This window comes from Bradyrhizobium sp. 197 (genome assembly GCF_023073375.1).
In the GTDB taxonomy this organism is placed as follows: domain Bacteria; phylum Pseudomonadota; class Alphaproteobacteria; order Rhizobiales; family Xanthobacteraceae; genus Bradyrhizobium.
On the sequence record NZ_JADPJJ010000143.1, the window covers coordinates 98772 to 123101 of the forward strand.

General features: G+C 63.6%; 23 protein-coding genes and 2 pseudogenes. 18 read left to right on the top strand and 7 right to left on the bottom strand.

Translation table 11 applies throughout. The annotated features are described in order from the left end of the window. Window positions 1-29 precede the first annotated feature (29 nt). Both IVB27_RS31815 and IVB27_RS31820 read left to right on the top strand, forming a co-directional pair. Window positions 30-449, top strand: a complete 420-nt coding sequence (locus IVB27_RS31815) for a nuclear transport factor 2 family protein (RefSeq protein ID WP_247446760.1) — start codon at window positions 30-32, stop codon at window positions 447-449. Window positions 450-582: 133 nt separating this feature from the next. Continuing rightward, window positions 583-1491, top strand: coding sequence for an amino acid ABC transporter substrate-binding protein (locus IVB27_RS31820; protein WP_247446761.1), 909 nt, complete (start codon window positions 583-585; stop codon window positions 1489-1491). Between the two features lie 10 nt (window positions 1492-1501). Here IVB27_RS31820 and IVB27_RS31825 read toward each other — a convergent pair whose 3' ends face one another. Next, window positions 1502-1711, bottom strand: coding sequence for a hypothetical protein (locus tag IVB27_RS31825; RefSeq protein WP_247446762.1), 210 nt, complete (start codon window positions 1709-1711; stop codon window positions 1502-1504). Between the two features lie 180 nt (window positions 1712-1891). Here IVB27_RS31825 and IVB27_RS31830 point away from each other — a divergent pair, with 180 nt between their 5' ends. The 4 genes from IVB27_RS31830 to IVB27_RS31845 are packed head-to-tail and all read left to right on the top strand — an operon-like array spanning window position 1892 to window position 5497. Next, a complete protein-coding gene (locus IVB27_RS31830; RefSeq protein ID WP_247446763.1) occupies window positions 1892-2377 on the top strand; it encodes a MarR family winged helix-turn-helix transcriptional regulator in 486 nt (161 codons plus the stop codon). 2 nt (window positions 2378-2379) lie between these two features. Next, window positions 2380-4431: an FUSC family protein gene (locus IVB27_RS31835; RefSeq protein WP_247446764.1), complete on the top strand. Its 2052-nt coding sequence runs from the start codon at window positions 2380-2382 to the stop codon at window positions 4429-4431. Next, window positions 4428-4634 (top strand): DUF1656 domain-containing protein, encoded by a 207-nt coding sequence (locus tag IVB27_RS31840; protein ID WP_247446765.1) that lies wholly within the window; start codon window positions 4428-4430, stop codon window positions 4632-4634. The genes IVB27_RS31835 and IVB27_RS31840 overlap by 4 nt, the downstream gene beginning before the upstream one ends. After that, entirely contained in the window at window positions 4631-5497 is an 867-nt protein-coding gene (locus tag IVB27_RS31845; RefSeq protein WP_247446766.1) for an efflux RND transporter periplasmic adaptor subunit, read from the top strand. The genes IVB27_RS31840 and IVB27_RS31845 overlap by 4 nt, the downstream gene beginning before the upstream one ends. Before the next feature lie 21 nt (window positions 5498-5518). On the opposite strand, the gene IVB27_RS31850 is transcribed toward IVB27_RS31845, so the two are convergent. Then, window positions 5519-6730: an acyl-CoA dehydrogenase family protein gene (locus IVB27_RS31850; protein WP_247446767.1), complete on the bottom strand. Its 1212-nt coding sequence runs from the start codon at window positions 6728-6730 to the stop codon at window positions 5519-5521. Window positions 6731-6782: 52 nt separating this feature from the next. After that, complete coding sequence (locus tag IVB27_RS31855; protein ID WP_247446768.1) at window positions 6783-8408, bottom strand: long-chain fatty acid--CoA ligase; 1626 nt, start codon at window positions 8406-8408, stop codon at window positions 6783-6785. Window positions 8409-8584: 176 nt separating this feature from the next. On the opposite strand from IVB27_RS31855, the gene IVB27_RS31860 reads away from it, so the two are divergent. From IVB27_RS31860 to IVB27_RS31890, 7 genes are all read left to right on the top strand, one after another. Next, window positions 8585-10453, top strand: coding sequence for a flavin-containing monooxygenase (locus IVB27_RS31860; protein WP_247446769.1), 1869 nt, complete (start codon window positions 8585-8587; stop codon window positions 10451-10453). Then, window positions 10450-11256 carry a shikimate dehydrogenase family protein gene (locus tag IVB27_RS31865; protein ID WP_247446770.1) on the top strand — a complete coding sequence of 269 codons (807 nt, stop codon included), beginning with the start codon at window positions 10450-10452 and terminating at the stop codon, window positions 11254-11256. Before IVB27_RS31860 ends, IVB27_RS31865 begins: the two co-directional genes overlap by 4 nt. Before the next feature lie 129 nt (window positions 11257-11385). Next, window positions 11386-12204 (top strand): lytic murein transglycosylase, encoded by an 819-nt coding sequence (locus IVB27_RS31870; protein WP_247345664.1) that lies wholly within the window; start codon window positions 11386-11388, stop codon window positions 12202-12204. A 109-nt stretch (window positions 12205-12313) separates the two neighbouring features. Continuing rightward, entirely contained in the window at window positions 12314-12535 is a 222-nt protein-coding gene (locus IVB27_RS31875) for a hypothetical protein (RefSeq protein ID WP_247345667.1), read from the top strand. A gap of 12 nt (window positions 12536-12547) precedes the next feature. Next, window positions 12548-12970, top strand: a complete 423-nt coding sequence (locus IVB27_RS31880; protein WP_247345670.1) for a hypothetical protein — start codon at window positions 12548-12550, stop codon at window positions 12968-12970. 380 nt (window positions 12971-13350) lie between these two features. Further along, on the top strand, window positions 13351-13797 hold the full coding sequence (locus tag IVB27_RS31885) for a MaoC family dehydratase (RefSeq protein WP_247345672.1): 447 nt from the start codon (window positions 13351-13353) through the stop codon (window positions 13795-13797). A 92-nt stretch (window positions 13798-13889) separates the two neighbouring features. Continuing rightward, entirely contained in the window at window positions 13890-14402 is a 513-nt protein-coding gene (locus IVB27_RS31890; protein WP_247345677.1) for a hypothetical protein, read from the top strand. Between the two features lie 139 nt (window positions 14403-14541). Here the strand turns inward: IVB27_RS31890 and IVB27_RS31895 are convergent, their stop codons facing one another. Then, window positions 14542-14799, bottom strand: coding sequence for a hypothetical protein (locus IVB27_RS31895; RefSeq protein ID WP_247446771.1), 258 nt, complete (start codon window positions 14797-14799; stop codon window positions 14542-14544). Here IVB27_RS31895 and IVB27_RS31900 point away from each other — a divergent pair. After that, a pseudogene (locus IVB27_RS31900) lies at window positions 14695-14907 on the top strand (LuxR family transcriptional regulator); the annotation flags it as partial. The gene IVB27_RS31895 and the pseudogene IVB27_RS31900 overlap by 105 nt on opposite strands. Here the strand turns inward: IVB27_RS31900 and IVB27_RS31905 are convergent. Further along, window positions 14908-15075 (bottom strand): annotated as a pseudogene (locus tag IVB27_RS31905) (LuxR family transcriptional regulator); the annotation flags it as partial. 136 nt (window positions 15076-15211) lie between these two features. Here IVB27_RS31905 and IVB27_RS31910 point away from each other — a divergent pair. After that, complete coding sequence (locus IVB27_RS31910; protein WP_247447000.1) at window positions 15212-15937, top strand: sulfite exporter TauE/SafE family protein; 726 nt, start codon at window positions 15212-15214, stop codon at window positions 15935-15937. On the opposite strand, the gene IVB27_RS31915 is transcribed toward IVB27_RS31910, so the two are convergent. Then, a complete protein-coding gene (locus IVB27_RS31915; RefSeq protein WP_247446772.1) occupies window positions 15934-19122 on the bottom strand; it encodes an efflux RND transporter permease subunit in 3189 nt (1062 codons plus the stop codon). The two genes, IVB27_RS31910 and IVB27_RS31915, sit on opposite strands and share 4 nt — an antisense overlap. A 151-nt stretch (window positions 19123-19273) precedes the next feature. After that, window positions 19274-20530 (bottom strand): efflux RND transporter periplasmic adaptor subunit, encoded by a 1257-nt coding sequence (locus IVB27_RS31920; protein ID WP_247446773.1) that lies wholly within the window; start codon window positions 20528-20530, stop codon window positions 19274-19276. Between the two features lie 200 nt (window positions 20531-20730). Here IVB27_RS31920 and IVB27_RS31925 point away from each other — a divergent pair, with 200 nt between their 5' ends. The 3 genes from IVB27_RS31925 (at window position 20731) to IVB27_RS31935 (ending at window position 24256) form a co-directional block, all read left to right on the top strand. Next, entirely contained in the window at window positions 20731-21336 is a 606-nt protein-coding gene (locus IVB27_RS31925; RefSeq protein ID WP_247345715.1) for a TetR/AcrR family transcriptional regulator, read from the top strand. Window positions 21337-21608: 272 nt separating this feature from the next. After that, window positions 21609-22811 (top strand): calcium-binding protein, encoded by a 1203-nt coding sequence (locus tag IVB27_RS31930; protein WP_247446774.1) that lies wholly within the window; start codon window positions 21609-21611, stop codon window positions 22809-22811. Between the two features lie 239 nt (window positions 22812-23050). Continuing rightward, window positions 23051-24256: a calcium-binding protein gene (locus IVB27_RS31935; RefSeq protein WP_247446775.1), complete on the top strand. Its 1206-nt coding sequence runs from the start codon at window positions 23051-23053 to the stop codon at window positions 24254-24256. Window positions 24257-24330 lie beyond the last annotated feature (74 nt).

Sequence of the window (24330 nt, forward strand, 5' to 3'; positions counted from 1 at the left end):
ATATTGCGCAAACCCCGGGAGAATGAGCCATGTCCGTTGCCGCAAGAGCTGAAGCCGATCCATTGTCCGATGCCGCGATCGTGGAAGCCTATCTCACCGCATCCATGATCCCCGATCCGGATGCCGCGGCGGCCTACATGGCGCCGGGCACGGTGATCACCTTTACCGGCGGGCGCGAGTTCGATCATCCGCGCGGCCCGACCTCCTTCAACGCCAAGCGTTACCGTTGGGTCAAGAAGAAGATGGACCGGTTCGACGTCTGCCCCGGCGACGGCGAGACCGTGGTCTATAGCGTCGGCACGCTCTACGGCGAATGGAAGGATGGGACCGCCTTCGAGGGCAACCGCTACGTGGACCGCTTTGTGGTGCGGAACGGCAAGATCACCAAGATGGACGTCTGGAATGATAGCGCCGAGCGCATCTTGATCCAGCGTGGCATCGACGCGTAAGAGCCGTCCCGGCGCTCGAGCCGACCCGATTTCACGGAGACAAACGGCTGCTGGCGGCTGGCGCGCGCCTGCGCTATCAACCTTGCGATTGCTGCGCCCGGCATGGACGCGCAAGTTTCTTTTGGAGCCCCCGATGCGTTTACCCACCGTTGTCCTGGCCCTCACATGCCTTGCGACTGCCGCCTCAGCCGAAGATCTCACGGGCACGCTCCAGAAGGTCAAGGAGACCAGGAAGATCACGTTGGGTTATCAGGAGGCCTCGGTCCCGTTCAGCTATCTGGACGGAAACCAGAAGCCGGTCGGCTTCGCCATGGACATCTGCCTCAAGATCGTCGACGCCGTGAAGAAGCAGCTCGGCATGCCCGACATCGCGATCGACACTCTCGCCGTGACGTCGTCGAACCGGATTCCGCTGATGGTCAACGGCACGCTCGATCTGCATTGCTCGGCCACCACCAACAACGCCGATCGGCAAAAGCAGGTCGCCTTCACCAATACGCACTTCCTCAGCGCAACGCGATTTGCGGCCAAGAAAGCCGCGAAGATCAACACCATTGACGATCTCAAAGGCAAGGCGGTGACGGCAGTGGCCGGCTCGGTCAATTTGACGCAGCTCGCCAAGGTCAACACCGAGCGCAATCTCGGCATCAACGTGATGCCGGCCAAGGACCAGGCCGAGGCCTTCCTGTTGCTGGAAACCGACCGCGCGCAGGCCTACGCGCTCGACGACGTGCAGCTCGCAGTCGCGATCGCGCGCTCGAAGGAGCCGCAGCTGTTCATGATCAGCGAGGAGACGTTCTCGAAGCCGGAGCCTTACGGGATCATGCTGCGGCGGGAGGACGCGCCGTTCAAGGCGCTCGCCGACCGCGCGACTGCGGAGCTGTACGCGAGCCCGGAGATCGAGGTCCTCTACAAGAAGTGGCTGCAATCGCCGACGCCGCCGAGCGGCCTCAACTACAACGTCCCGATGTCACCGGCCCTGCGCAACGCCTTCAAGAAGCCGAGCTCCAGCTTTGATCCTGATGTGTATGCGGTGAACTGAGGCAAGGGCGCTAGCGCGTCCGCGGCGTGTCGAGGAGTTGGCCGGCCAGCGCCACGCCGATTGCCGCGATCGCAGCCATTGCCAACGGCCACGAGACGAAGAGCCGATGGCCGATCGGCGCGCCGCTTATTAGTGGGGCGCTGATATTGGCGCCTGACATCAGCGACTGATTGAGGCCCCTGATCATGCCCTGGCGGTTGATCGCCGTGCTGCGCGACAATTCCTCCGTTAGCGTACGATGAGCAGGCCGAGCAAGCGCCAGGCGTAGCGAATGCCGGGCAGTTCCGTCCGTCGCGGAATCCGGTCCCGTCTGCACTGTCCTTGTTCGCTTTTGCGTGATCGGCTGAATATATGATGCTATATAGTCGCAGACTAATAGTTCGCGTCCTATCTAATTTGCATGACTCCTTCGCAGGCTCATATCCACGCCGAAATCGGCCGGCTGGTCACGCGCCTTGGCCGGATCTGGCGGCGCGAGTCGGATCAGGCGTTGTCCGATCACGGCCTGTCCTATGCGACGGCTATCCCGCTGCTGGTGTTGTCGCGCCAGGGTGCGAACGTCCGGCAGGGTGTGCTCGCCGACGAGCTCGGTATCGAGGGGCCATCGCTGGTCCGGCTGATCGACCTGCTCCAGGCCGAGGGTCTGGTTGAACGCCGGGAAGACCCAACCGACCGCCGTGCCAAAACGCTACATCTAACCAAGGCGGGCGATGCCAAGGTCGAGGAGACCAACCGGATTCTGCGGCGCGTTCGGGCCAGTCTCCTCAGGGATGTCGGGCCCGAGGAACTTGCGATAACCTTCGAGACTCTTCAGCGCATCGAGCAGCGGGCCAGTCGCCTGCAGGAAGCCAAGGCACTTCCAAAGACGTTTCCAGAGGCGAAATAGTCATGCGCGCAGACGAGCCGTTCCTGGTCCGCCACGCGGACCTCATTTTCGCGTTGAAGACGTTTGCCGCGTCAATCCTGGCGCTCGTCATCGCGCTGGCGATGGACTTGCCACGGCCCTATTGGGCGATGGCCACCGTCTACATCACCTCGCAGCCGCTGGCGGGTGCGACCAGCTCGAAGGCATTCTTCCGGGTGATGGGCACGCTGGTCGGCGCGATCATGACGGTGGCATTGGTGCCGAACCTGATCAATTCGCCCGAGCTTCTGTGCCTTGCGATCGCGCTCTGGGTCGGGCTCTGCCTTTATCTGTCGCTGCTCGACGGCACGCCGCGCAGCTATGTCTTCATGCTGGCCGGCTACACTGTCGCGCTGATCGGCTTTCCCGCTGTATCCGAGCCTGGCGCCATCTTTGACACGGCGGTATCTCGGGTCGAAGAGATTTCGCTCGGCATCATCTGCGCCAGCCTCGTCTCCACCATCATCCTCCCCCGCAGCGTTGCACCTGCGGTTGCGAGCCGTGTCGATCTCTGGCTGTCTGATGCGCGCCGTCTCAGCCAGGCCGTGCTGTTGCGCGAGGGCACCAGCGAATCCCGCCGCCCCAGGCGCCTCAAGCTCGCAACCGACATCGTCGAGATCGACACGCTCTCCACCCACCTTGCCTATGACCGGCTGACCGATCGCAATGCGGTGAGTGGCCTCGGTGAAATCCGCTTGCGCATGCTGATGCTGTTGCCGGTGATCGCCTCGCTCGAGGATCGGCTGGCCGCGTTAGGTGAGGAGGCACTGCGCCGGCAGCCGGAGCTGAAGCGGCTGCTGCAGGATCTGGCGCAATGGATCACGAGCGACCTCAGCGCACGGCAGCCGGCCGAGCGGATCCGCGCCGTCATCGCGGAGCGGCAGGCGGTGCTCGATGACAAGGCGTCCTGGGAGCGGATCATCACCACGAGCCTGCTGTCGCGGCTGCGCGACCTGGTCGACCTATCACGCGATTGCCGGGCGTTGACCGAGGCGATTGCCGAAGGCAGCAATGTTTCAACCCTCGATTTGGCCTTTCATTCCGAGGCCGGCGCCGCGCCCGTGCGTCATCGCGACCGCGGCCTTGCTTTGTGGTCGGCGGCCGGTGCGGCCACGGCCATCCTGATCTGCTGCGCGTTCTGGATCGGGACCGGCTGGCCTGACGGTGCGTCGGCGCCGATGATGGCTGCGGTCGCGTGTTCCTTCTTCGCCGCGCAGGACGAGCCCGCACGCTTCATCCGTAGCTTTGGCCTGTGGTCGCTGGTCGCCATTGTGGTCGTCGCGGTCTATTTGTTCGCGCTGGTGCCTGCGATTTCTCATATTGAGGTGCTTGTCGCCGCGCTCGCGCCGACCTTCTTGCTCTACGGCTTCCTGATTGCGCGGCCGGCGACAGCCGGCACCGGCATGGCGCTCGCGGCCAACACGGCGACGCTGCTGGCGCTGCAATCGACCTACAGCGCGGATTTCGCGTCTTACGCCAATTCGGCGGTCGCCTTCTTTGTCGGCGTGGCCATCGCCGAACTCGTGACGCGCATCGCACGTGGGGTGGGGGCCGAGTGGATCGCCAATCGCCTGGTGCTGTCGAACTGGACGACGCTCGCGGTCGCTGCCGAGCGCCGCGGCAACCGCGACCGGGCGGAGTTTGCCGGCCTCATGCTGCACCGGCTCGGGTTGTTGGTGCAACGCATCGCCTTTCTGTCCGAGAGTGACCGCCGCGATACCGACAGCCTCGTTCAGCTTCGCATCGGAATCAACATCATCGACCTGCGACGCGCTCGCTATGGCCTCGCGGCATCGACCATTTCCGTCATCGACGACATGCTCGACCAGCTCGCCATCGCCTGCCGCAAATATGCCGGCGATGGAATGCCGGTCGAACTCCTGACCAGCGTCGATCGCGCGCTGGCCCGCGCGGTGAAGGATCCCAACGAAACAGCGCGCGAGGATGCCCTGATCGGCCTCGTCGGCATCCGCCGCGGCCTGTTTCCGGACGCACCGGCCTATCGGCCGCGCGCAGGCGAGAGTGTGGCGGCATGAGATATCAGATCGACATCTACGGCGTGCTCGTGCCGGCGCTGCTGTTGTGGATCATCATCGCCTATGCATTGAGCGCCGTGCTTCGCCGGCTCATGCAGCGCTTCGATCTTTATCGGCTGGTTTGGCATCGCGCGCTGTTCGATTTCGCGATCTTCGTCTGCCTTCTCGGCGTCGTCGTCTATCTCTCGGAGTTTTTGCCATGAAGGGGAATTTTGCCTGGCTCGGTCGCCTTGCACTCACCGCGCTTGCCATCGTCGCGGCGCTCGCTGTCGGCCGTGAGCTCTGGGTCTATTATATGGAGCAGCCGTGGACCCGCGACGGCCGCGTGCGTGCCGATGTGGTGCAGGTCGCGCCCGATGTGTCGGGCTTCGTGACCGAAGTGCTGGTGAAGGACAACCAGAAGGTCCATCGCGGCGACGTGTTGTTCCGGATCGACCGTGAACGTTTTGCGCTGGCGTTGCGGCAAGCCGATGCATCGGTGGCCGGTCATCAGGCGACGCTCGACCAGGCCAATGCCGATCTGAAGCGCTACAACGCGTTGACGACCGACGCCGTGTCGCAGCAGAAGCAGGAGCAGGTGCTGGCCACCCAGCTCCAGGCCAAGGCGGCGTTCGATGCGGCCGTCGCCGACCGCGCGGTCGCCCAGCTCAACCTCGATCGCAGCGAAGTCCACGCCTCCGTGAATGGCGTGATCACCAACATGGATTTGCGTCCCGGCGCTTACGTGACGGCCGGGAAAGGCGTGATGGCACTCGTCGACACCGACACGCTGCATGTGGAAGGCTACTTCGAGGAGACAAAACTTGCGCGCATTCGTATCGGCGACAAGGTCCAGGTCCGCCTGATGGGCGAGAAGGTCATGCTGCCAGGCCGTGTCGAGAGCATCGCCGCCGGCATCGAGGACCGCGACCGTGCTGAGGGGCCAAGCCTGCTTGCGAACGTCAACCCGACCTTCAGCTGGGTCCGCCTCGCCCAGCGCGTGCCGGTACGCATCGTGCTGGATCCGGTGCCTGAGAATATGTCGCTGGTCGCGGGACGCTCGGCGACGGTGGAGGTGCTGAACTAGGCGCGATTGCCATCGCTCGATTCAAGCGTTCGAATATTTCTTCAGTTCGAACCGTGCGATCTGATTGCGATGGACCTCGTCGGGGCCGTCGGCGAGGCGCAGCAAGCGCGCGGTCGCATAGGCCTGCGTTAATCCAAAATCGTTCGACGTGCCGCCGCCGCCGTGCGCCTGGATCGCCCAGTCGATGATCTGGCAGGCCATGTTGGGCACGGCGACCTTGATCATCGCGATCTCGGCTTTCGCCACCTTGTTGCCGACGATGTCCATCGCATAGGCGGCGTTGAGGGTCAGCAGTCGGGCCTGCTCGATCATGATGCGGGCTTCTGCGATGCGCTCCTGCGTCACCGTCTGCTCGGAAACCGGCTTGCCGAAGGCGACGCGACTGCGCACCCGGCGGCACATCTTTTCCAGCGTGCGTTCGGAGAGCCCGATCAGCCGCATGCAATGGTGGATGCGGCCGGGGCCGAGGCGTCCCTGCGCGATCTCGAAACCGCGGCCCTCGCCGAGCAGCATGTTTTCCTTGGGAACCCGCACATTGGTGAAGACGACCTCGGAGGCACGGTCGGGCACGCCGTAGAAGCCGAACACGGGCAGGGCACGCTTGATCTCGACGCCTGATGTCTCCATCGGCACCAGGATCATGGATTGCTGCTTGTGGCGGTCTGCATTGTCAGGATCGGTCTTGCCCATGAAGATGCAGATCTTGCAGCGCGGGTCGGTCGCGTTGGTCGTGTACCATTTGCGGCCGTTGATGACGTAATGGTCGCCGTCGCGGACGATCGAACTCTCGATGTTGGTCGCATCGGATGAGGCGACCGCAGGCTCGGTCATGGCGAAGCAGGAGCGGATTTCGCCTGCGAGCAGCGGCTTCAGCCAGCGCTCCTTGTCCTTCTCCGTGCCGTAGCGCTCCAGCACCTCCATGTTGCCGGTGTCGGGCGCCGAACAGTTGAACACTTCCGGCGCGAGATGCGAGCGGCCCATGACCTCGCAGAGCGGGGCATATTCGAGATTGGTCAGGCCCGCGCCGTGACTGGATTCCGGCAGGAACAGGTTCCAGAGACCTTCGGCGCGCGCCAGCGGCTTCAGCTCCTCGACAACCGGATAGACCTTCCACGGCCCGAGTTCTTCCGTCTCGCGATAGAAGCGCTCCTCGTTCGGATAGATGTGCAGGTCCATGAAACTTTCGAGCTTGCGCTTGAGCTCGACGACTTTCGGCGACATCGGGTAGAGCATCTTTCGTCTCCTTGATCGATAGACAAGCCGGTTGCGCGATCGGGCGGTCGGCTCAGGCGACGCGGTACTCTCTGAATTTCTCGCGCAGCGCTGATTTGAGTACCTTGCCGGTGCCGGTCATCGGGAATTCGTCCATGAACTCGACGGCGTCAGGCATCCACCAGCTCGCGATCTTCGGACGCATGTGATCGAGCAAAGTCTTGCCGTCAACGTTCGCGCCCTTCTTGCGGACCACGAGGAGCAGGGGCCGCTCCTGCCATTTCTGGTGGTTGATCGCGACCACGGCGGCTTGCAACACATCGGGGTGAGACAAGGCGACGTCCTCGAGCTGGATCGAGGAGATCCACTCGCCGCCGGACTTGATCACGTCCTTGGAGCGGTCGGTCAGCGTGACGTGGCCCTGTGGATCGATCACCGCCATGTCGCCGGTGATCAGCCAGCCGTCGCTGTCGAGGCCTTCGTCGAGCTTCATGTAGCCGGAGGCAACCCACGGTCCCCGCGCGCGCAGATGGCCGACACTCTTGCCATCGCGCGGCAGCTCGGTGCCACCGTCGTCGACGATGCGCAGCGCGGTGCCGAAGCAGGCGCGACCGGACACCTGGCGGCGGTCGAACTTCTCCTTGTCGTCGAGATGCTCGGAGCCCGGCCGCAAGCCCGGCATCGAGCAGCCCAGGGCCTCGGTCATGCCCCAGGCCTGGATGTAGTCGACGTCGTAGTCGCGCTTGAGCTTCTCGACCATGGCGCGCGGCGGCGCCGAGCCTGACGACAGCGTTGCGCGCAATGTCGAGAATCTGTTGCCGGTGCGTCCGAGCCAGTCGAGCAGGATCAGCCAGAAGCTCGGCACGCCCGCCGACAGCGTCACCTTCTCGCCTTCGAGCAGCTCGTAGAGCTTGTCCGGCTCGTAATTGCGACCAGGCAGCACCAGTTTCGATCCGGTATAGGGCGCGGTGAACGGCATGTTCCAGCCGTTGCCGTGGAACAGCGGCGCCATCGGCATCATCACCTCGCGCACGCCTTCGACATGGCCCGGCAGGAAGTCGAAGCTGGAGCAGGTCATGGTCTGCAGGATCGCGGCGCGGTGCGAATAGATCACGCCCTTCGGATTGCCCGTCGTGCCCGAGGTGTAACAGATCGTGGATGCCGATTTTTCGTCGAACTCCGGCCAGGCGAAGCCGGCGTCGTTCTCTCGTCCCAGAAGCTCCTCGTAGCAATGGACGTTGCCAAGCTTGGTTTCCGGCATTCGCTCGCGCGAGGACATCACGACATAGGCTTCGATCGATTTGAGCTGCGGCGCGATCGCCTCCACGATCGGCAGCGTAGCGCGGTCGATGAACAGCAGCCGGTCCTCGGCGTGATTGACGATGTAGACGAGCTGTTCGGGAAACAGCCGCGGGTTGACGGTGTGCAGCACATAGCCCATGCCCGGCGCGGCGTAGAACATCTCGAAGTGACGGTGCGTATTCCACGCCAGCGTGCCGACGCGGTCGCCGGCCTTCATGCCGAGCCGCTTCAAGGCCAGCGCCATGCGCTTGATGCGCGGATGGGCGTCCGCATAGGTGTAGCGATGGATGTCGCCCTCGATCTCGCGCGCGACGACCTCGGCCTCGCCGTGATAATCCGCGGCATACTGGATCAGGCCGCTGATCAGAAGCGGCATGTCCATCATCAATCCCTGCATCGTTCCTCCGGACCGCCATGTCGTTGCATGGCGTACGCTTGTGATGTGCGCTCGAGGTTAGCGGAACGCCACGCGACGTTCACGCAAAAAGGGAGGGACGTGATTGCATGCGTCACTTTTTCAGGGCTAAGTGATGCGAGCTGCCGGCGAAGCAGTGTCCGCCGGGGAGGAAACGGATGTCAGCGGAAAGACACAAGACCGGTGCAGCCGGCGAATCTACAATCGACATTGCCGCACTCCGTGCGCGCTATCGCGACGAGCGCGATCGCCGCCTGCGCACCGAGGGCAAGGCGCAATATGTCGAGGTGACCCGCGAGTTCGGGCGCTATCTCGACGATCCCTGGGCCGATTCCGGATTTGCGCGCGAGGCTGTCAGCGAAAAGACCGAGGTGCTCATCGTCGGCGGCGGCTTCGGCGGCCTGCTTTGCGGCGCGCGACTGCGCGCGGCCGGCATCGATGATTTCCGGATCGTTGAAAAGGCCGCCGATTTCGGCGGCACCTGGTACTGGAATCGCTACCCCGGTGCGGCCTGCGATACCGAGAGCTACATCTACCTGCCGCTGCTGGAAGAGACCGGCTACATGCCTGTGCGCAAATACGCGCGGGCTCCCGAGATCTACGAACATTCGCGCCGCATCGGCCGTCACTTCGGTCTCTATGGGCGGGCGCTGTTTCAGACTGTCATCGCGCGCATGGAATGGCAGGAGCAGGAGGGGCGCTGGCTGGTCGAGACCGATCGCGGTGATCGCATCCGCGCGCGCTTCGTCATCCTTGCCGGTGGCCCTCTGAGCCGTCCGAAGCTGCCTGGCATTCCGGGTATAGAAAGCTTCAGGGGACACAGCTTCCACACCAGCCGCTGGGACTATGGCTACACCGGAGGCACGGCCGAAGGTGGTCTGACCGGTCTTGGCGACAGACGCGTCGGCATCATCGGCACCGGCGCCACCGCCGTGCAATGCGTGCCGCATCTCGGCCGCTCCGCCAAAGAGCTCTACGTCTTCCAGCGTACGCCGTCTGCGATCGGGGTGCGCGACGACCGTCCGACGGAGCAGAGCTGGGCGCAGGGGCTCAAGCCTGGCTGGCAGCGCGAGCGCATGGACAATTTCACCGCGGTGATCTCCGGCGAGCCATTCGAACAGGATCTGGTGCAGGACGGCTGGACCGGCCTGCTCGGCGAGATATTGCTGGCGCCGCGCCGGCAGAAGCAGCCGGTGACCTCGATCGAGGAGGCGCTCAAGGTCATCGAGCAGGCCGACTATCGCAAGATGGAAGAGATCCGGGCACGCGTCGATGCGATCGTCAAGGACGAGGCGACTGCTTCGGCGTTAAAGCCCTGGTACAAGGCGTTCTGCAAGCGGCCGTGCTTCCACGACGAATATCTCGACACCTTCAATCGTCCCAACGTGCATCTCGTCGACACCAGGGGGCAGGGCGTCGAGCGCATCACCGAGAATGGCGTCGTGGTCGACGGCAAGGCCTATGAGCTCGACTGCCTGGTCTATGCCAGCGGCTTCGAGGTCGGCACCGACTACGCCCGCCGCATGGGCTTTGAAGTGTATGGACGCGACGGTGTGAGCCTATCCGCGCGCTGGCGCGACGGCGTCAAGACGCTGCACGGCTTCTACAGCCGCGGCTTCCCGAACTGCTTCCAGATCGTCACGGTGCAGGCCGGCCAGAGCGCCAACTTCCCGCACATCATCGACGAGCAGTCGCAGCACATCGCCTATGTGATCGCCGAGGCGCGCAAGCGCAAAGCCCGGACGCTGGAGCCGACGCTGGACGCCGAGAATGCCTGGGTCGACGAGGTCGTCAAAGCTGCGCTCGGCCGCCAGGCCTATCTCGCGGAGTGCACGCCCGGTTATTACAACAATGAAGGCGTGTTCGATCCGATCGCCGCGAGAAACAGCCAGTATTGGCGCGGGCCGGTGGCGTTCTTGCGGCTACTCGACAAGTGGCGCAAGGAGGGCAGTTTGGCAGGGTTGGAATTGACCCAAGGAATTGCCGGAGAGGCGGACCGCTCCACGGTTCCGGCTCGAACGGCATGATCCCGGCACCATCTGGCGCGACGCGGCTCTATGTCATTGTCGGCGATCCCATTGCGCAGGTGCGCTCGCCCGCAGGCGTCAGCGCCGCCTTCGCCGCAGGGGAGCACGACGGCATTCTCGTGCCGGTTCAGGTCGCACCAGCGGATTTGTCCGATTTCCTCTCCGTGGCAACGCGGCTGAAAAATCTCGACGGCATCGTCGTGACCATCCCGCACAAATTTTCCTGCTACCAGGCCTGCGCGAGTGCGACGGAGCGCGCACATTTCCTGCACACCGTAAACCTGATGCGGCGGCGCGCCGACGGTTCTTGGCACGGCGACATGGTGGACGGTCTCGGCTTCGTCGGAGCGGCGCGGGCGAAGGGGATCGATCCGAAGGGGATGCGGGCACTTCTCGTCGGTGCCGGCGGCGCGGGGTCGGCGATTGCACTTGCGCTGGTCGAGTCCGGCGTGAGCGAACTCGCAATTCATGACAGCGCAACTGAGCGCCGCGACGCGTTGATCGGCCGGCTCAACGGGCTCGGCAAGGCGTCTGTGCGGGTCGGCACCGCGGATCCCGCGGGCTTCGACTTCATCGCCAATGCGACACCGGCCGGGATGACGGACGGCGACCCGCTGCCGGTCGATGTCACGCGGCTTGCGCCGTCGGCCTATTGCGGCTGCGTGATCACCAAGCCGGAAGTTTCGCCCTTCATCGCGGCGGCCCGAGAGCTTGGCGGCGTGACAGGAACCGGCACGGACATGTACGAGCAGCACCAGAGCATCATGGTGGATTTCCTGCTCGGTCACAACGGCCAGGGGTAGGCGGTCACCCGGGTGTCAAAGGGCCTTGCCGGCACCGGTTGCCCCTTCTAGGGCTTGACGATCAGGGCCGACGTAGGATCATGCGTCCGCGCGAGCCGGGTCGCGCAGCGTAAGTGAGAGGAACGAGGAATGATCAAGGGCAGGACCGTTGCAAAGGCGGTGATCGGTGCTACCGCGCTGCTTCTCTCGCTGGCGCCTGTGGCCGAGGCCGCGCAATGCGGCAGTTCGTCGGCGGGTTTTGAGGCCTGGAAGCGCGAGTTCAGCGCGGAGGCGCAAGGCAAGGGTGTCGGCCAGACCGCGCTCTCGGCCTTGATGCAGACCAATTACGCCAGTGCCACCATCGCGGCCGACCGCGGCCAGCGCAGTTTCTCGCTGACGCTCGACCAGTTCCTCGCCAAGCGCGGCGCCACCACCATCGTTGCCAAGGGGCGCCAGCTCAAGCAATCGCAAGCCGCCTTGTTCGCCTCGATCCAGCAGCGCTATGGCGTCCCGCCGGGCCCGCTGATTGCGATTTGGGGCATGGAGACCGGCTTCGGCAGCCAGCGCGGCAACCAGAACATGCTCTCCTCGATCGCGACGCTCGCCTATGACTGCCGCCGTCCCGAATTCTTCACCGACCAGCTCTATTCGGCGCTGAAGCTGATCGATCGCGGCACGCTGTCCGGGGCAACCCGCGGCTCGATGCACGGCGAAGTCGGCCAGACCCAGTTCATGCCCAAGAATATCCTGGCCTATGGCACCGGCAATCTCGAAGTTGCCGCCAATGCGCTGAACTCGACGGCAAATTTTCTCAAGGCGCACGGCTGGCGCGCAGGAGCCGGTTACCAGCCGGGTGAGGCGAATTTCGGCGCCATCGAGGCCTGGAATGCTGCCGGCGTCTATCAGAAGGCGATCGCCCTGATGGGACGGCAGATCGACGAGGGAGGAGGAGCAGCCGCCGCGCGTTGAGCAGCTCAGCAAGCCGTGATGCGCCAGCACGAGAAAGTTGTTGCCATCAGGAACCGACAGCACGACGTTTGCTTTGATCAGTTCGGGGCTGGGCATGAGGAGACTCAACATGGCGACCCAGATCGTGATGGACCAGACTGGCGACACGCGCCACGAGTTTGATCCTGGCAATGCCGAAGCGTTGGCGCGAGCCGAACGGCGCTTTCGGGAGCTGACCGGAGCAGGCTTCACGGCCGCGCTGCGAACCGGACCCGGCGAAGTCACCCGGATCCGATCGTTCGACCCGGCCGTGCAGGAGACGCTGTTCTATCCCCGCCTGGTCGGCGGTTGATTTGAGCTGCTCATGATCGCGGCAGTCTGGCTCCGCGGGCCGGCGCGTGCGCGTCTGCATGCCCTACGCGAACTCTATCGGCGTTTCTTCGGCGAGAACACGCCGGATGCCCGCGGCCGCCGGCTTATGGCCGAATGGCTGTCACCGGCGCAGCGCGCTCAGTTCGAGCAATACCGGTATTTCGATGTCGTCGGCTGCGATACCGGTAAGACCTATCGCATCCATTATGGCACGGCCGCCAATGTCCATGAGATCGACGAGGCCGGAATTGCGACGATGGGGTGGTGCTTCATCCCGTCGGGCTTCCTCGTCCCCGGGGACGTGATGCTCGCACAGAAGATCGCGCTCGAGACGGACGAGAGGGGCGCATTGGCGCTCGCCAACAGGTTTCCGCCGGCAACGCATTCGGAGCACTTTTACCGCCGGCCGTTCTAGCGCCGGGAAGGCGAACCGCTCAGTAATGCGTCGTGCGATAGGCATCCAGCGCGTGCGCGGCAAAAACGCCGGCGCTGCAAAGGGCGAGCAGGGCCGAGATCAGCTCGATCATAGCTCGTCCTCCTGCGGCGGCAGGGCGACGAGGTGCTGACAGCAGGAATAATCCCAGATCAGGTCGAGTAAGAATTGCATGGCGGCCGTCCCTGTATGATTTTGACCATTAAATAACCGGCTATCTGTTTCAGGCGTGTTTCGTCGTATCGGGAAACGGGTTTCGTGGGCCCCCCTTGGCTGGTTTGTGCGTTTCGGAGCCGCTACATCCCGCTCTTCCTCAATCCTGTTAGCCGCGGAAGCGGCGCATCACATTGCGAGGCGAAATCATGGCGCGGGTCGAGTGGTTCGACGATCTCACCATCGGAATGCAGTTCAAATCCCCTGAATTTCACGTCACCGAGGCCGACATCAAGCGTTTCGCGGCTGAGTTCGATCCGCAACCGATGCACCTGGACCACGAGGCCGCCAAGGAGACCCTGTTCAAGGGCCTCGCCGCCTCGGGATGGCACACCGCCGCGATTGCCATGAACCTCGCGATCCAGACCCGCCCCTTCGGCCTGCATCCGCTGATCGGAGCGGGCGTCGACGGGCTGCGCTGGACCATCCCGGTGCGCCCCGATGACCGCCTGCATCTGGTCGGCGAGGTCATGAGCCTGACGCCGTCGAAATCCAAGCCGCAGGGCATCGCGCTGGTGAAATGGACGATGTTCAACCAGAACGGCGAGGAAGTTTACACCTTTACCCCGATCGCGATCGTGCCGCGTCGGGAGTAGGGCACGGGCCGCACTCTACACAGGCGCCTGAACCCCTTGCGAGCCATCGGCAGAGGTGGTCATCTTGGCCCGGGAACAGGCTGGAGGCTGACATGAAACGATTCCTTCTCGCCGCCGGGGTGCTGGCCGGCGCCTTGAGCGCGGTCGCTTTGACCGCAAGGCCGGTGCAGGCGCAACAATCCAAGGTCGGCGACTGGAACATCGAAAAGCGTACGCAGGACGCGCATTGCAATGCGAGCCGCGGCTACAAGGACAAGGAAGACGAGAATCGCGACTACGTCATCGTGATCACCTATTCCGAGAAGGCCATCGTGATGGTGATGATTTACGACGGCTGGGAGTGGGACAAGGTCGGCGAGATACTCCGGGCCGACGTCGGCACCGATGACGCCGATATCATGAAGAAGGCGAAGTGGGAGGTCATGGACAAGACCACCGTGCGCGGCATCTTCGAATACGATCAGTCGATGATGGACCGGCTCTCGAAGGCAAAGCGCCTCTCGGTCGATTTTGAGGACGATGACGACGACAGCATCGAGATGCAGATCCCGCGGGCCGGCGAAGCGCTGGCGGCGCTGAAATTCTGCGAGGAGAATCGGAAGTAATTGCCGGAGCCGGCAGGATCGGCCGCGACAAAATCTTGCGGTGCGCGCCGGCGCGTGACTCATCGCACACAGTTCGCCCGCTGTTCGCATTTATCCTAGTCTTTGGCGAAAACGTCCAAGCCGCATCCTGCGGTTGACGTTACGCAAGGACGATGTTCGATATTCCAGCATTTTGTTGCAATGTTTTCCCATCGTCGAAGGCGGCGATTGGCCGGCCCGTCTCCTCCGCCAGTTCCCGGTTCTCGCTCTCTCTCGCGCGCGCAGGCAACACGCAGATTGCGTCGTCCGGCCGATGACGATCCTCCAGGCAAATCGGTTCTCGTCTCTGCTCGGCGAGATCTACGACGCGGCAGTCGAGCCCGCGCTGCGCAGCGGGGCGCTGGAACAGGTCTCCCATTACGTTGGCGGGTGTGCCGCGACCATCCTCTCCAGGGATTCAGCCGGGCTCTCGATCGAGATTCATCAGCATTTCGGGACCGAATCCCGCTTCCGTCAGCTTTATCGCGTAGTGCGTGACGCCGAACTTGCTGATCGAATCCTTGGAAAACAACCCGCAGGCCTGCCCGCCGACGAAGTCGCGGATGCCGGTGACGACGTTATTCCACAGCGAGGGATCGAGCCCGGCATCGTAGATGGCCTCGACCAGTTCGGCTAATTTCCGCGGTCCGTGCATGGCTATAAATGGCCTGAGCGATCAATATCACCAAGCGTACCACAGCCCAAACATGCGGCATCCTCCGATCGGAGGACGCGCCGGCCGGGCGGATGGAGCCCGGCCGACGGGCGTCGCGCTCAAGCCGCCGGGGCTAATGCCGGCTCAGAACGCGACGCGAACGCCACCTTTCGCGGTGCCGGGCGCCTTCGTCTCCGGGCTCTCCGGTTTTGCCTTCTCGGCGGTGGCGGGTGCCATTTTGCTTCGGGTGTTTCAGCCGCTCGAAGCCGTGCCGCTGATGATGGCGTGCAGTATTGGCGTGCAGGCCACCAATCTGTGGGCACTTCGGCGCAACATCCGCTGGGAGGGCAGTCTGATGCTGATCGTCGGCGGATTGATCGGCGTTCCCATCGCGGTCTCGCTGTTGCAGTCCGCGGACACGCATCTGCTCCGGCGCGGCTTCGGCCTCATCGTCGCGCTCTATGCCGCTTACATGCTGCTGCGGCCGACACTGGTGACGGCCGGCGCGGCGGTCGGGCGGCATTGGGTCGCTTTGATCGGGTTTGGAGGAGGGCTGGTCGGCGGGCTGACCGCGATGCCCGGCGCGATCCCGACGATCTGGTGCGACATGCGCGGCATGCCCAAGAGCGAGCAGCGCGGGCTGGTGCAACCGTTTATCGCCGTAATGCAGCTCTTCGCGATCGTCCTGCTGGTCGGACACCAGGACCTCTCGTCAAAAGTCTTCGTCGACCTCGCGGTCAGCCTGCCGGCGCTGTTCGCAGGTTCCGCGCTCGGCGTGATCGCCTTCCACAGGGTCAACGAGACGGTCTTTCGCAAGACCGTGCTCGTGCTGTTGTTGCTCTCGGGGATTTCCCTGGTCTAGTGCCCGACGGTTTGCACCGGCGACGCGCTGGTGTCGCTGCCGTGATGCGTCAGCGGCTTCATGCCGGTAACGGTCCGCAGCAGCACGTAGAACACCGGTGTCAGGAACAGGCCGAACACGGTAACGCCGATCATCCCGGAGAACACGGCGACGCCCATGGCACGCCGCATCTCCGAGCCCGCGCCGGTCGAGAGCACCAGTGGCAGGACGCCCATGATGAACGCCATCGACGTCATCAGGATCGGGCGCAGTCGTAAGCGACTCGCCTCGATTGCAGCCCGGATCGGCGTGCGGCCTGCGAATTCGAGCTCGCGCGCGAATTCGACGATCAGGATCGCGTTCTTGGCCGAGAGTCCCACCAGCACGATCAAGCCGATCTGGGTGAAGACGTTGTTGTCGCCCTTGGAGATCCAGACGCCGAACATCGCGGCCAGCAGGCCCATCGGCACGATCATGATGATCGAGAGCGGCAAGGTCAGGCTCTCATAGAGCGCGGCCAGCACCAGGAACACCAGCAGGATCGCCAGCGGGAACACCCAGAGGCCGGAATTGCCGGCGATGAACTCCTGATAGGTCAGGTCGGTCCATTCGAAGGCAAAGCCGGGCGGCAATGTCTCCGCCGCAATCCGCGTCGCGACTTCCTGCGCCTGACCGGAAGAGAATCCGGGCGCAGCCGCCGCGTTGATGTCGGAGGATAGGAAGCCGTTGTAGCGGATCGCGCGTTCAGGGCCTGCGCTCTGGCGGATAGTCATGAGCGCCGACAGCGGCACCATGTCGCCGGAGGACGAGCGCACCTTCAGCTGCCTGATGTCGTCGGCCCGCGCGCGGAACGGCGCATCGGCCTGGACATAGACCGAATAGGTGCGGCCGAACTTGTTGAAGTCGTTGACGTAGTAGGAACCGAGGTAGATCTGGAGCGTGTTGAACACCTCCGTCACGGGCACGCCGAGCTGGAGCGCCTTGGTGCGGTCGATGTCGGCGAAGAGCTGGGGCACGTTGACCTGGAAGCTCGAGAACACACCGGCGATCTCCGGCGCCTTCTGCATCGCGGCCACGAACGAGTTGGTCGCCTCGTTCAGAGCCTCGTAGCCGAGACCGGCGCGATCCTCGATCTGCAGCTTGAAGCCGCCAATGGTGCCGAGCCCGTTGACCGGCGGCGGCGGGAACATGGCGATGAAGGCTTCCTGGATCCCGGCGTACTTCTTGTTGAGGTCGGCGGCGATTGCATTTCCGCTCAGCGATGCACCTTTGCGCTCCTCGAACGGCTTCAGCGTCGAGAACACGATGCCGGCGTTGGAGGAGTTGGTGAAGCCCGAGATCGACAGGCCCGGGAATGCCACCGAGCTCTCGACACCGGGCTGGGTCAGGGCGATGTCGCTCATCTTGCGGATCACGTCTTCGGTGCGGTCGAGCGTTGCACCATCAGGGAGACGCGAGAAGCCGACCAGATATTGCTTGTCCTGACCCGGCACGAAGCCGCTCGGGACCTGCTGGAATAGCAAGGCAGTCACGCCGACCAGGACCACATAGAGGCCCATCACGGCGGCCTTGCCTGAGATCACTTTGGTGACGGTGCCGCTGTAATTCTCCGACGAGCGTGTGAACGCTTTGTTGAAGCCGCGGAAGAACCAGCCGAGGCCCTTTTCCATGATGATCGTCAGCCGGTCCTTAGGCTCGTCGTGACCCCTAAGCAGCAAGGCCGACAGCGCCGGCGACAGTGTCAGCGAGTTGACCGCGGAGATCACGGTCGAGATCGCGATCGTCAGCGCGAACTGCTTGTAGAACTGCCCGGTGAGGCCGGAGATGAAGGCGAGCGGCACGAACACGGCGATCAGCACCATCGCGATCGCGATGATCGGGCCGGACACCTCACGCATCGCCTGATAGGTCGCATCGCGCGGCGACAATCCGCCCTCGATGTTGCGCTCGACGTTTTCGACCACGACGATGGCGTCGTCGACGACGATTCCGATCGCGAGCACCAGGCCGAACAGGCTGAGCGCGTTGATGGAGAATCCGAACACGTGCATCACGGCGAAGGTGCCGACGATCGAGACGGGCACCGCCAGCAGCGGAATGATCGAGGCGCGCCAGGTCTGGAGGAACAGGATCACCACCAGCACCACCAGCGCGATCGCCTCCAGCAGCGTGTGGATCACAGCCTCGATCGAGGAGCGCACGAACTGAGTGGGGTCGTAGACGATCTGGTAGGACACGCCTTCCGGCATGTTCTTCTTGATCTCGGCCATGGTGGCGCGAACGTGGTCGGAAATCTCGAGCGCATTGGAGCCGGGCGCCTGGAAGATCGGGATCGCCACCGCCTGCTTGTTGTCGAGCAGCGAACGAAGGCCGTATTGGGAGGCGCCGAGCTCGATGCGTGCGACGTCGCGCAGCCGCACCACCTCGCCATGGGTGCCGGTCTTGACCACGATGTCGCCGAACTGCTCCTCGTTCGCAAGCCGCCCTTCGGCGTTGACGGAGAGTTGCAGGTCGATGCCCTTGACGTTGGGGGAAGAGCCGACCACGCCGGCGGCGGCCTCGACGTTCTGCGCCTGGATCGATCTGACGATATCGCTTGCGGTCAGGCCGTGCTCGGCGGCCTTCTGCGGATCGACCCAGATCCGCATCGAATAATCGCCGGCGCCGTAGAGCTGGACGTCGCCGACGCCGTCGATCCGCGCCAGCCGGTCCTTGACGTTGAGCACGGCGTAGTTGCGCAAATACGTCATGTCGTAGCGGTTGTTCGGAGACAGCAGATGCACGACCATGGTGAGGTCGGGCGATGACTTCTTGGTGGTGATGCCGAGCTGGCGCACCACGGCGGGCAGGCGCGGCTCGGCCTGCTGCACGCGGTTCTGCACCAGCTGCGTCGCCTTGTCAGGATCGGTGCCGAGCCGAAACGTCACCGTCAGCGTCATCGCGCCGTCGGTGGTCGCCTGGCTCGACATGTAGAGCATGTTCTCGACACCGTTGATCTGCTCCTCGATCGGCGTCGCCACGGTCTCCGCAATCACCTTCGGATTGGCGCCGGGATAGGTCGCACGCACCAGCACCGAGGGCGGCACGACGTCGGGATATTCCGAGATCGGCATCGCGAACAGCGAGATCAGGCCGGCGAGGAAGATCAGGACCGACAGCACGCCGGCGAAAATCGGACGATCGATGAAGAACTTTGAGAGATTCATGGCCTTGCCCCTGCGCGAGAGACGACTCTCCCGTCATTCCCAGGCACGGGCAAAGCCCGCGAACCCGGAATTGAGAATTGATGTTCTGGTAGTTCAACGATTTCGTCATTCCGGTTCGCGCTGCCCGCGCGCTTCGGAATGACGGAGAACACTAACGCTGCACGACGTCCTGGTTGCTGTGGTTGGATGCCTGCTGCGGCCCGCGCGCACCCATCGCCGCAATCTCCGTCTTGAGCAGGGCACCCGGCCGCACGCGCTGCAGGCCGTTGACGATGATGCGGTCGCCGGTCTTCAGCCCCGCCGTCACGATACGCAACCCGTCGACCGAGCCGCCGAGCGTGATCGGCCGGTAGACCGCGCGGCTGTCGTCGCCGACCGCCATCACGAACTTCTTGTCCTGGTCGGTGCCGATCGCGCGCTCGTCGATCATCACCAGCGTCTGCTGTTTCGGCTGGCCCATGCGCACGCGGGCGAACTGACCGGGGATGAGACGCCCGTCCTCGTTCTGAAACACCGCGCGGACACGGATAGTGCCGCTCTGGCCGTTGACCTGGTTGTCGATGAGCTGGATGTGGCCCTTCGCCGACAAGTCACCGGAGGTCGCCATCGCAACCGGGATCTGGTCGAGCTTGCCGCGCTGGCCGGAAGCATCCGCGATCGAGTTCAGCGCACGCAGCACGACCTCTTCATCCGCATCGAACGACGCGTAGATCGGATTGACCGAGACCAGCGAGGTCAGGACCGGGGAGGCGGTGCCGGCGGCGACGAGATTGCCGACGGTGATCTCGATCTTGCCGACGCGGCCGTCCACGGGCGCGCGCACCTCGGTGTAGTCGAGATTGAGCTTTGCGGTCTGAAGCGTTGCTTCGGCCGCCTTCACGTTGGCGATGGCTTCGCGGTTGGCGTTCTCACGCTGGTCGTAGTCGCGCCGCGTGACCACGGCGTTACCGACGAGCTGCGCGCCGCGCTCGAGCTCACTCTGGGTGAACACGACCCGGGCTTTCGCGGCCTCGAGCTGCGCGTTGGCCTTGTCGACCTCCGCCGCGTAAGGCGCCGGGTCGATCTTGAACAGGATGTCACCGGCCTTCACCAGCGTGCCTTCGGTGAAGTTGGTCGACATGATCGCGCCTGCCACGCGCGGGCGAAGCTCGACGCGGTTGATGGCCTCCAGACGGCCGGAAAAGTCGTCCCACAGCACGGTCTGCCGCGGCTCGATCATCGCGACGGTGACGGAGACGGCTTGCTCGGCCGCGGCGGCCGTTGCCGTCGCCTGGGCTGAACGGAAGTAGTGGCCGGTCGCGATCGAGCCGGCTACGGCGAGGGCGCCCACGATGGCGACGCCGCCAAGGAGGCGGCGAAAACGGCCGGTGCGGACGGTATTTTGGGCAGAATTTTGGGAGGGATGCATTTGCGCGCTCCAGATATGTAGTGTTCGCTACAGATGTGGAGCTGGATGCCGCAGTGCAAGATACTTATGTACCATTCACTAAGAAAATTGTAGCGGCCTACCGCAAGAATTGGAAGACGGCAGGAAAATAAAGCTAGAACAACTAGATAGGATTTGGCGTTGGCCTCCGGCAGACCGCGAATTCCGAGGAGAACAGGCACATGGGCATGGGACGCCCCCGCGAATTCGACGCCGAGACGGCGTTGGACCAGGCGATGGAAGTGTTTTGGCGCCATGGCTATGAGGGCGCCACGATTGCCCAGCTCACCGAGGCCATGGGCATCAATCCTCCGAGCCTTTACGCTTGTTTCGGCAACAAAGAGGGCCTGCTGAAAGCCGCGCTCGACCGCTACACCAAACTGCGCGGCGTCTGGATGGACGAGGTGGTGGCAGCGCCGACCGCCCGCGAGGTCGCCGAGCGGATGCTGACAGGCATCGCCGACAGGCAGACCGATCCCGCCAATCCGCCGGGCTGCCTGCTTGTGCAAGGCGGCATCGCCTGCGGCACTGGATCAGAAAGCGTCCCCTTCGAGCTCGCCACCCGTCGCGCCCAGAACGAGGACCAGCTCCGCGACCGTTTTGTTCGCGCCAAGGCCGAAGGCGACCTTAAGCCGACCTCAGATCCTGCCGCGCTCGCGCGCTATGTCTCGGCGGTGTCCGTCGGCATGGGCGTGATGGCGTCTTCGGGCTCCGACCGCGAGGCGTTGCAGCAGGTAGCGAGTGTCGCCGTGCAGGCGGTCGAAGCGCAGTCGGCCGACGGAAAGTGATGTCTGCCCGCGTCGCGGCCTCACTCATCTCGCGGATTGCGTAGCACGCAGCGGTGGTGGCGGGACGAAGCCGCCGAATTCGCGTTCGAGCAATTCGACGAGATTGCCGCCGCGGTTCCACGCATGCGATCAAACTCTCTCCCGAATTCCTGCAAATCTCTGCCATCTACCAAAGGTAGATTGCTCCCGGTGAAGCGTGGTCAACAACGCGTCTTGCAAGAAGTTCTGCAGGCGTCAGGGCCCGCTTCCGACGATGAAATGGGAGTTACGCCATGCAGCATCTGCCGAACGATACCTTCGACGTCCTGCTCGACCAGTTTGGTCAAATCAAGACCGTGTACGGAGACCCCGGCTTTCCCGCAGCCAAGGACGTCTGGGGCGGCAACGACACCGTGACGGCGACGGTCGCCGCGCTCAATGCAAAACTCACGATCTTCGGCGATGACCACACGATGTTGCTTGGTCACTCGCAAGGCGGAAACGACACGCTCATCGCGGACATCGGTGGCGGCTGGAATACCGCCCTCGTGGTGGGAGATACCCAGGCGATGATCGACGACGCCAAGGGCGGCAATGACACCATCGTCGCGGATGCCGGCCGCACCGTCTATACGACGATCTCGGCCTTCGGCGATGCCGCTGGCGACATGTCGGGCAACGCGCAAGGCGGCAATGACGACATTACCGGCTCGGTCGCGTGGCGCGGCGGCGCCAACCTGTTTGCCGGCGACACCGGCGGTTCCATGATAGACACCTCGCGCGGCGGCAACGACATACTCGATGTCAGCGTGCTCACGATGGACGGAGAGGCGACTGTAAGCGGTGACGCCATCGGTTCCCTGAGGGGGCTCGCGCATGGCGGCAACGACAACTTGACCATAACCTTGAACGGCGACAGCGCCATCTCAGGCGGAACCTTGTTCGGGGATTCGGCGGAATCCCTGATGGATTTCGCCCAGGGCGGCGACGATGTGCTCACCGCCAAGCTCGACGGACAGTACACGAATGCCGTTTCGCAGATGTATGGCGATGCGTCCACCATGGTGGGCAATTCCCATGGCGGCAACGACATCCTCAATGGCGGCGCGGGCCGCGATTTCATGTATGGCGACGCGCGAATCTATGAACCGGCGACACCAGGCTCGATCACCGGCGGCATCGATACGCTGAACGGCGGAGCCGGCGACGACCGGATGTGGGGAGGGGGAAACAGCGACTTCTTCACCTTCAACACCGGCTCCGGCAACGACACGATCGTCGACTTCGATCAGGGCAACAAGGCCATCGGCAGCACGGCGGTGGAAAATGACTTGATCGACGTACAGAACTACGGCTTTGCAGACTGGACCGCACTGTCGAACCTGATCCGCGACAACGCCGCCGGCGATGCCGTGATCCATCTCTCCGCCAACGATTCGGTCACGCTCGACGGCGTCCATGCCGCGAGCCTGCATCCGACCGACTTCATCATCTGACGAAGTTGAATCAAAAGCGGCGGTGTTGCTCCGCAAAAAGCGCCGGGCGACATCGGGATTGCGACGGCACGCCGACGAGCTCCACCAATCTTCATCGCAATCAAACTCTATCCCGGATTCCTGCAAATTTCCGCCGTCTATCGAAAGTAGATTCGTCACGGTGAAGCGTGGTCACAGCGCGTCGCGCAAGAAGTTTGCCGGCGTCAACCCGCTTCCGACAATGAACTGGGAGTTACGCCATGCAACATCTGCCGAACGACACCATCGACGTCCTGCTCGACCAGTTTGGACAAATCGAAACCGTTAACGGAGATCCCAACTTTCCGACCGCTACCGACACCTGGGGCGGCAACGACAGCGTGACCGCAACGATCACCCAGCCCGAAGCAGAGGTCACGATCTTCGGCGACGACAACACGACTCTACATGGCCAGTCCCACGGCGGCAACGACACGCTCACGGTCAATTTCAACTATGGCTGGAACGCCGCCCTCGTGGTCGGCGACGCCCAGGCGATGACCGACGACGCCAGGGGCGGCAACGACACCATCGATGTCGAGAACGGCTCGATGTACACCAACGTGCATGCTTTCGGCGATGTCGCTGGCGACATGTCGGGCAGTTCGCACGGCGGCAGTGACACCATCATCGGCGCGGTGGGTTGGCGAGACTACGACAATGTGTACGCCGGCGATGCCGGCGGTTCCATGAGCGGCACGGCGCAGGGCGGCAATGACACGCTCGACATCAGTCTGAACACCATGGAGGGCTCAGCGATAGCCAGCGGCGATGCTATCGGCTCCATCAGCGGCGATGCCATTGGCGGTAACGACAACATCACCTTCACCTTCGGCGCCAACATTGTCTGGACCGGCGGATTTGCGTACGGAGATTCGGCGACCTCACTGACCGACAATGCCCAAGGGGGAGATGACATTCTCACCCTCAAGACCGGTGGCCCTGACACCCTCCAGCTTACGAACCCAGCGCTCTACGGCGATGCTCCGACCATGTCCGGCAATGCTGATGGCGGCAACGATATCCTCACCGGCGGAGCGACCAACGATTTCCTGTATGGCGATGCGAAGGTCTATAACCCCGCGACGCCGGGCTCGATCACCGGCGGCAGGGATATCCTCAACGGCGGCACCGGCAATGACGAGCTTTCGGGCGGAGGAAACAGCGACACCTTCGTCTTCAACACCGGATCCGGTAATGACCTCATCACTGACTTCGATCAAGGCAACAAGGCGGTCGGCAGCACCGCGACCGAGCACGACCTGATCAATGTGGGTGATTATGGGTTTGCGGACTGGACGGCGCTGTCGAGCCTGATCAGCGATAATACCGCCGGCGATGCCGTGATTCATCTGTCGGCGAGCGACACCATCACGCTGGACGGTGTTCACGCCGCCAGCCTGCACCCGACCGACTTCCTCATCTGAGCGAGTTGCTCCGGGAGCAACCATCTTGCCCCGCCTACAGCGGGGCAAGATGCGGGTTACACTTCCTCGTCCTG

Excerpts from the sequence above, each read along its gene's own strand:
- IVB27_RS31815 (WP_247446760.1), top strand. The coding sequence starts at position 30 with ATGTCCGTTGCCGCAAGAGCTGAAGCCGATCCATTGTCCGATGCCGCG.
- IVB27_RS31820 (WP_247446761.1), top strand. The coding sequence starts at position 583 with ATGCGTTTACCCACCGTTGTCCTGGCCCTCACATGCCTTGCGACTGCC.
- IVB27_RS31830 (WP_247446763.1), top strand. The coding sequence starts at position 1,892 with ATGACTCCTTCGCAGGCTCATATCCACGCCGAAATCGGCCGGCTGGTC.
- IVB27_RS31835 (WP_247446764.1), top strand. The coding sequence starts at position 2,380 with ATGCGCGCAGACGAGCCGTTCCTGGTCCGCCACGCGGACCTCATTTTC.
- IVB27_RS31840 (WP_247446765.1), top strand. The coding sequence starts at position 4,428 with ATGAGATATCAGATCGACATCTACGGCGTGCTCGTGCCGGCGCTGCTG.
- IVB27_RS31845 (WP_247446766.1), top strand. The coding sequence starts at position 4,631 with ATGAAGGGGAATTTTGCCTGGCTCGGTCGCCTTGCACTCACCGCGCTT.
- IVB27_RS31850 (WP_247446767.1), bottom strand. The coding sequence starts at position 6,730 with ATGCTCTACCCGATGTCGCCGAAAGTCGTCGAGCTCAAGCGCAAGCTC.
- IVB27_RS31855 (WP_247446768.1), bottom strand. The coding sequence starts at position 8,408 with ATGCAGGGATTGATGATGGACATGCCGCTTCTGATCAGCGGCCTGATC.
- IVB27_RS31860 (WP_247446769.1), top strand. The coding sequence starts at position 8,585 with ATGTCAGCGGAAAGACACAAGACCGGTGCAGCCGGCGAATCTACAATC.
- IVB27_RS31865 (WP_247446770.1), top strand. The coding sequence starts at position 10,450 with ATGATCCCGGCACCATCTGGCGCGACGCGGCTCTATGTCATTGTCGGC.
- IVB27_RS31870 (WP_247345664.1), top strand. The coding sequence starts at position 11,386 with ATGATCAAGGGCAGGACCGTTGCAAAGGCGGTGATCGGTGCTACCGCG.
- IVB27_RS31875 (WP_247345667.1), top strand. The coding sequence starts at position 12,314 with ATGGCGACCCAGATCGTGATGGACCAGACTGGCGACACGCGCCACGAG.
- IVB27_RS31880 (WP_247345670.1), top strand. The coding sequence starts at position 12,548 with ATGATCGCGGCAGTCTGGCTCCGCGGGCCGGCGCGTGCGCGTCTGCAT.
- IVB27_RS31885 (WP_247345672.1), top strand. The coding sequence starts at position 13,351 with ATGGCGCGGGTCGAGTGGTTCGACGATCTCACCATCGGAATGCAGTTC.
- IVB27_RS31890 (WP_247345677.1), top strand. The coding sequence starts at position 13,890 with ATGAAACGATTCCTTCTCGCCGCCGGGGTGCTGGCCGGCGCCTTGAGC.
- IVB27_RS31895 (WP_247446771.1), bottom strand. The coding sequence starts at position 14,799 with ATGGGAGACCTGTTCCAGCGCCCCGCTGCGCAGCGCGGGCTCGACTGC.
- IVB27_RS31910 (WP_247447000.1), top strand. The coding sequence starts at position 15,212 with ATGCCGGCTCAGAACGCGACGCGAACGCCACCTTTCGCGGTGCCGGGC.
- IVB27_RS31915 (WP_247446772.1), bottom strand. The coding sequence starts at position 19,122 with ATGAATCTCTCAAAGTTCTTCATCGATCGTCCGATTTTCGCCGGCGTG.
- IVB27_RS31920 (WP_247446773.1), bottom strand. The coding sequence starts at position 20,530 with ATGCATCCCTCCCAAAATTCTGCCCAAAATACCGTCCGCACCGGCCGT.
- IVB27_RS31925 (WP_247345715.1), top strand. The coding sequence starts at position 20,731 with ATGGGCATGGGACGCCCCCGCGAATTCGACGCCGAGACGGCGTTGGAC.
- IVB27_RS31930 (WP_247446774.1), top strand. The coding sequence starts at position 21,609 with ATGCAGCATCTGCCGAACGATACCTTCGACGTCCTGCTCGACCAGTTT.
- IVB27_RS31935 (WP_247446775.1), top strand. The coding sequence starts at position 23,051 with ATGCAACATCTGCCGAACGACACCATCGACGTCCTGCTCGACCAGTTT.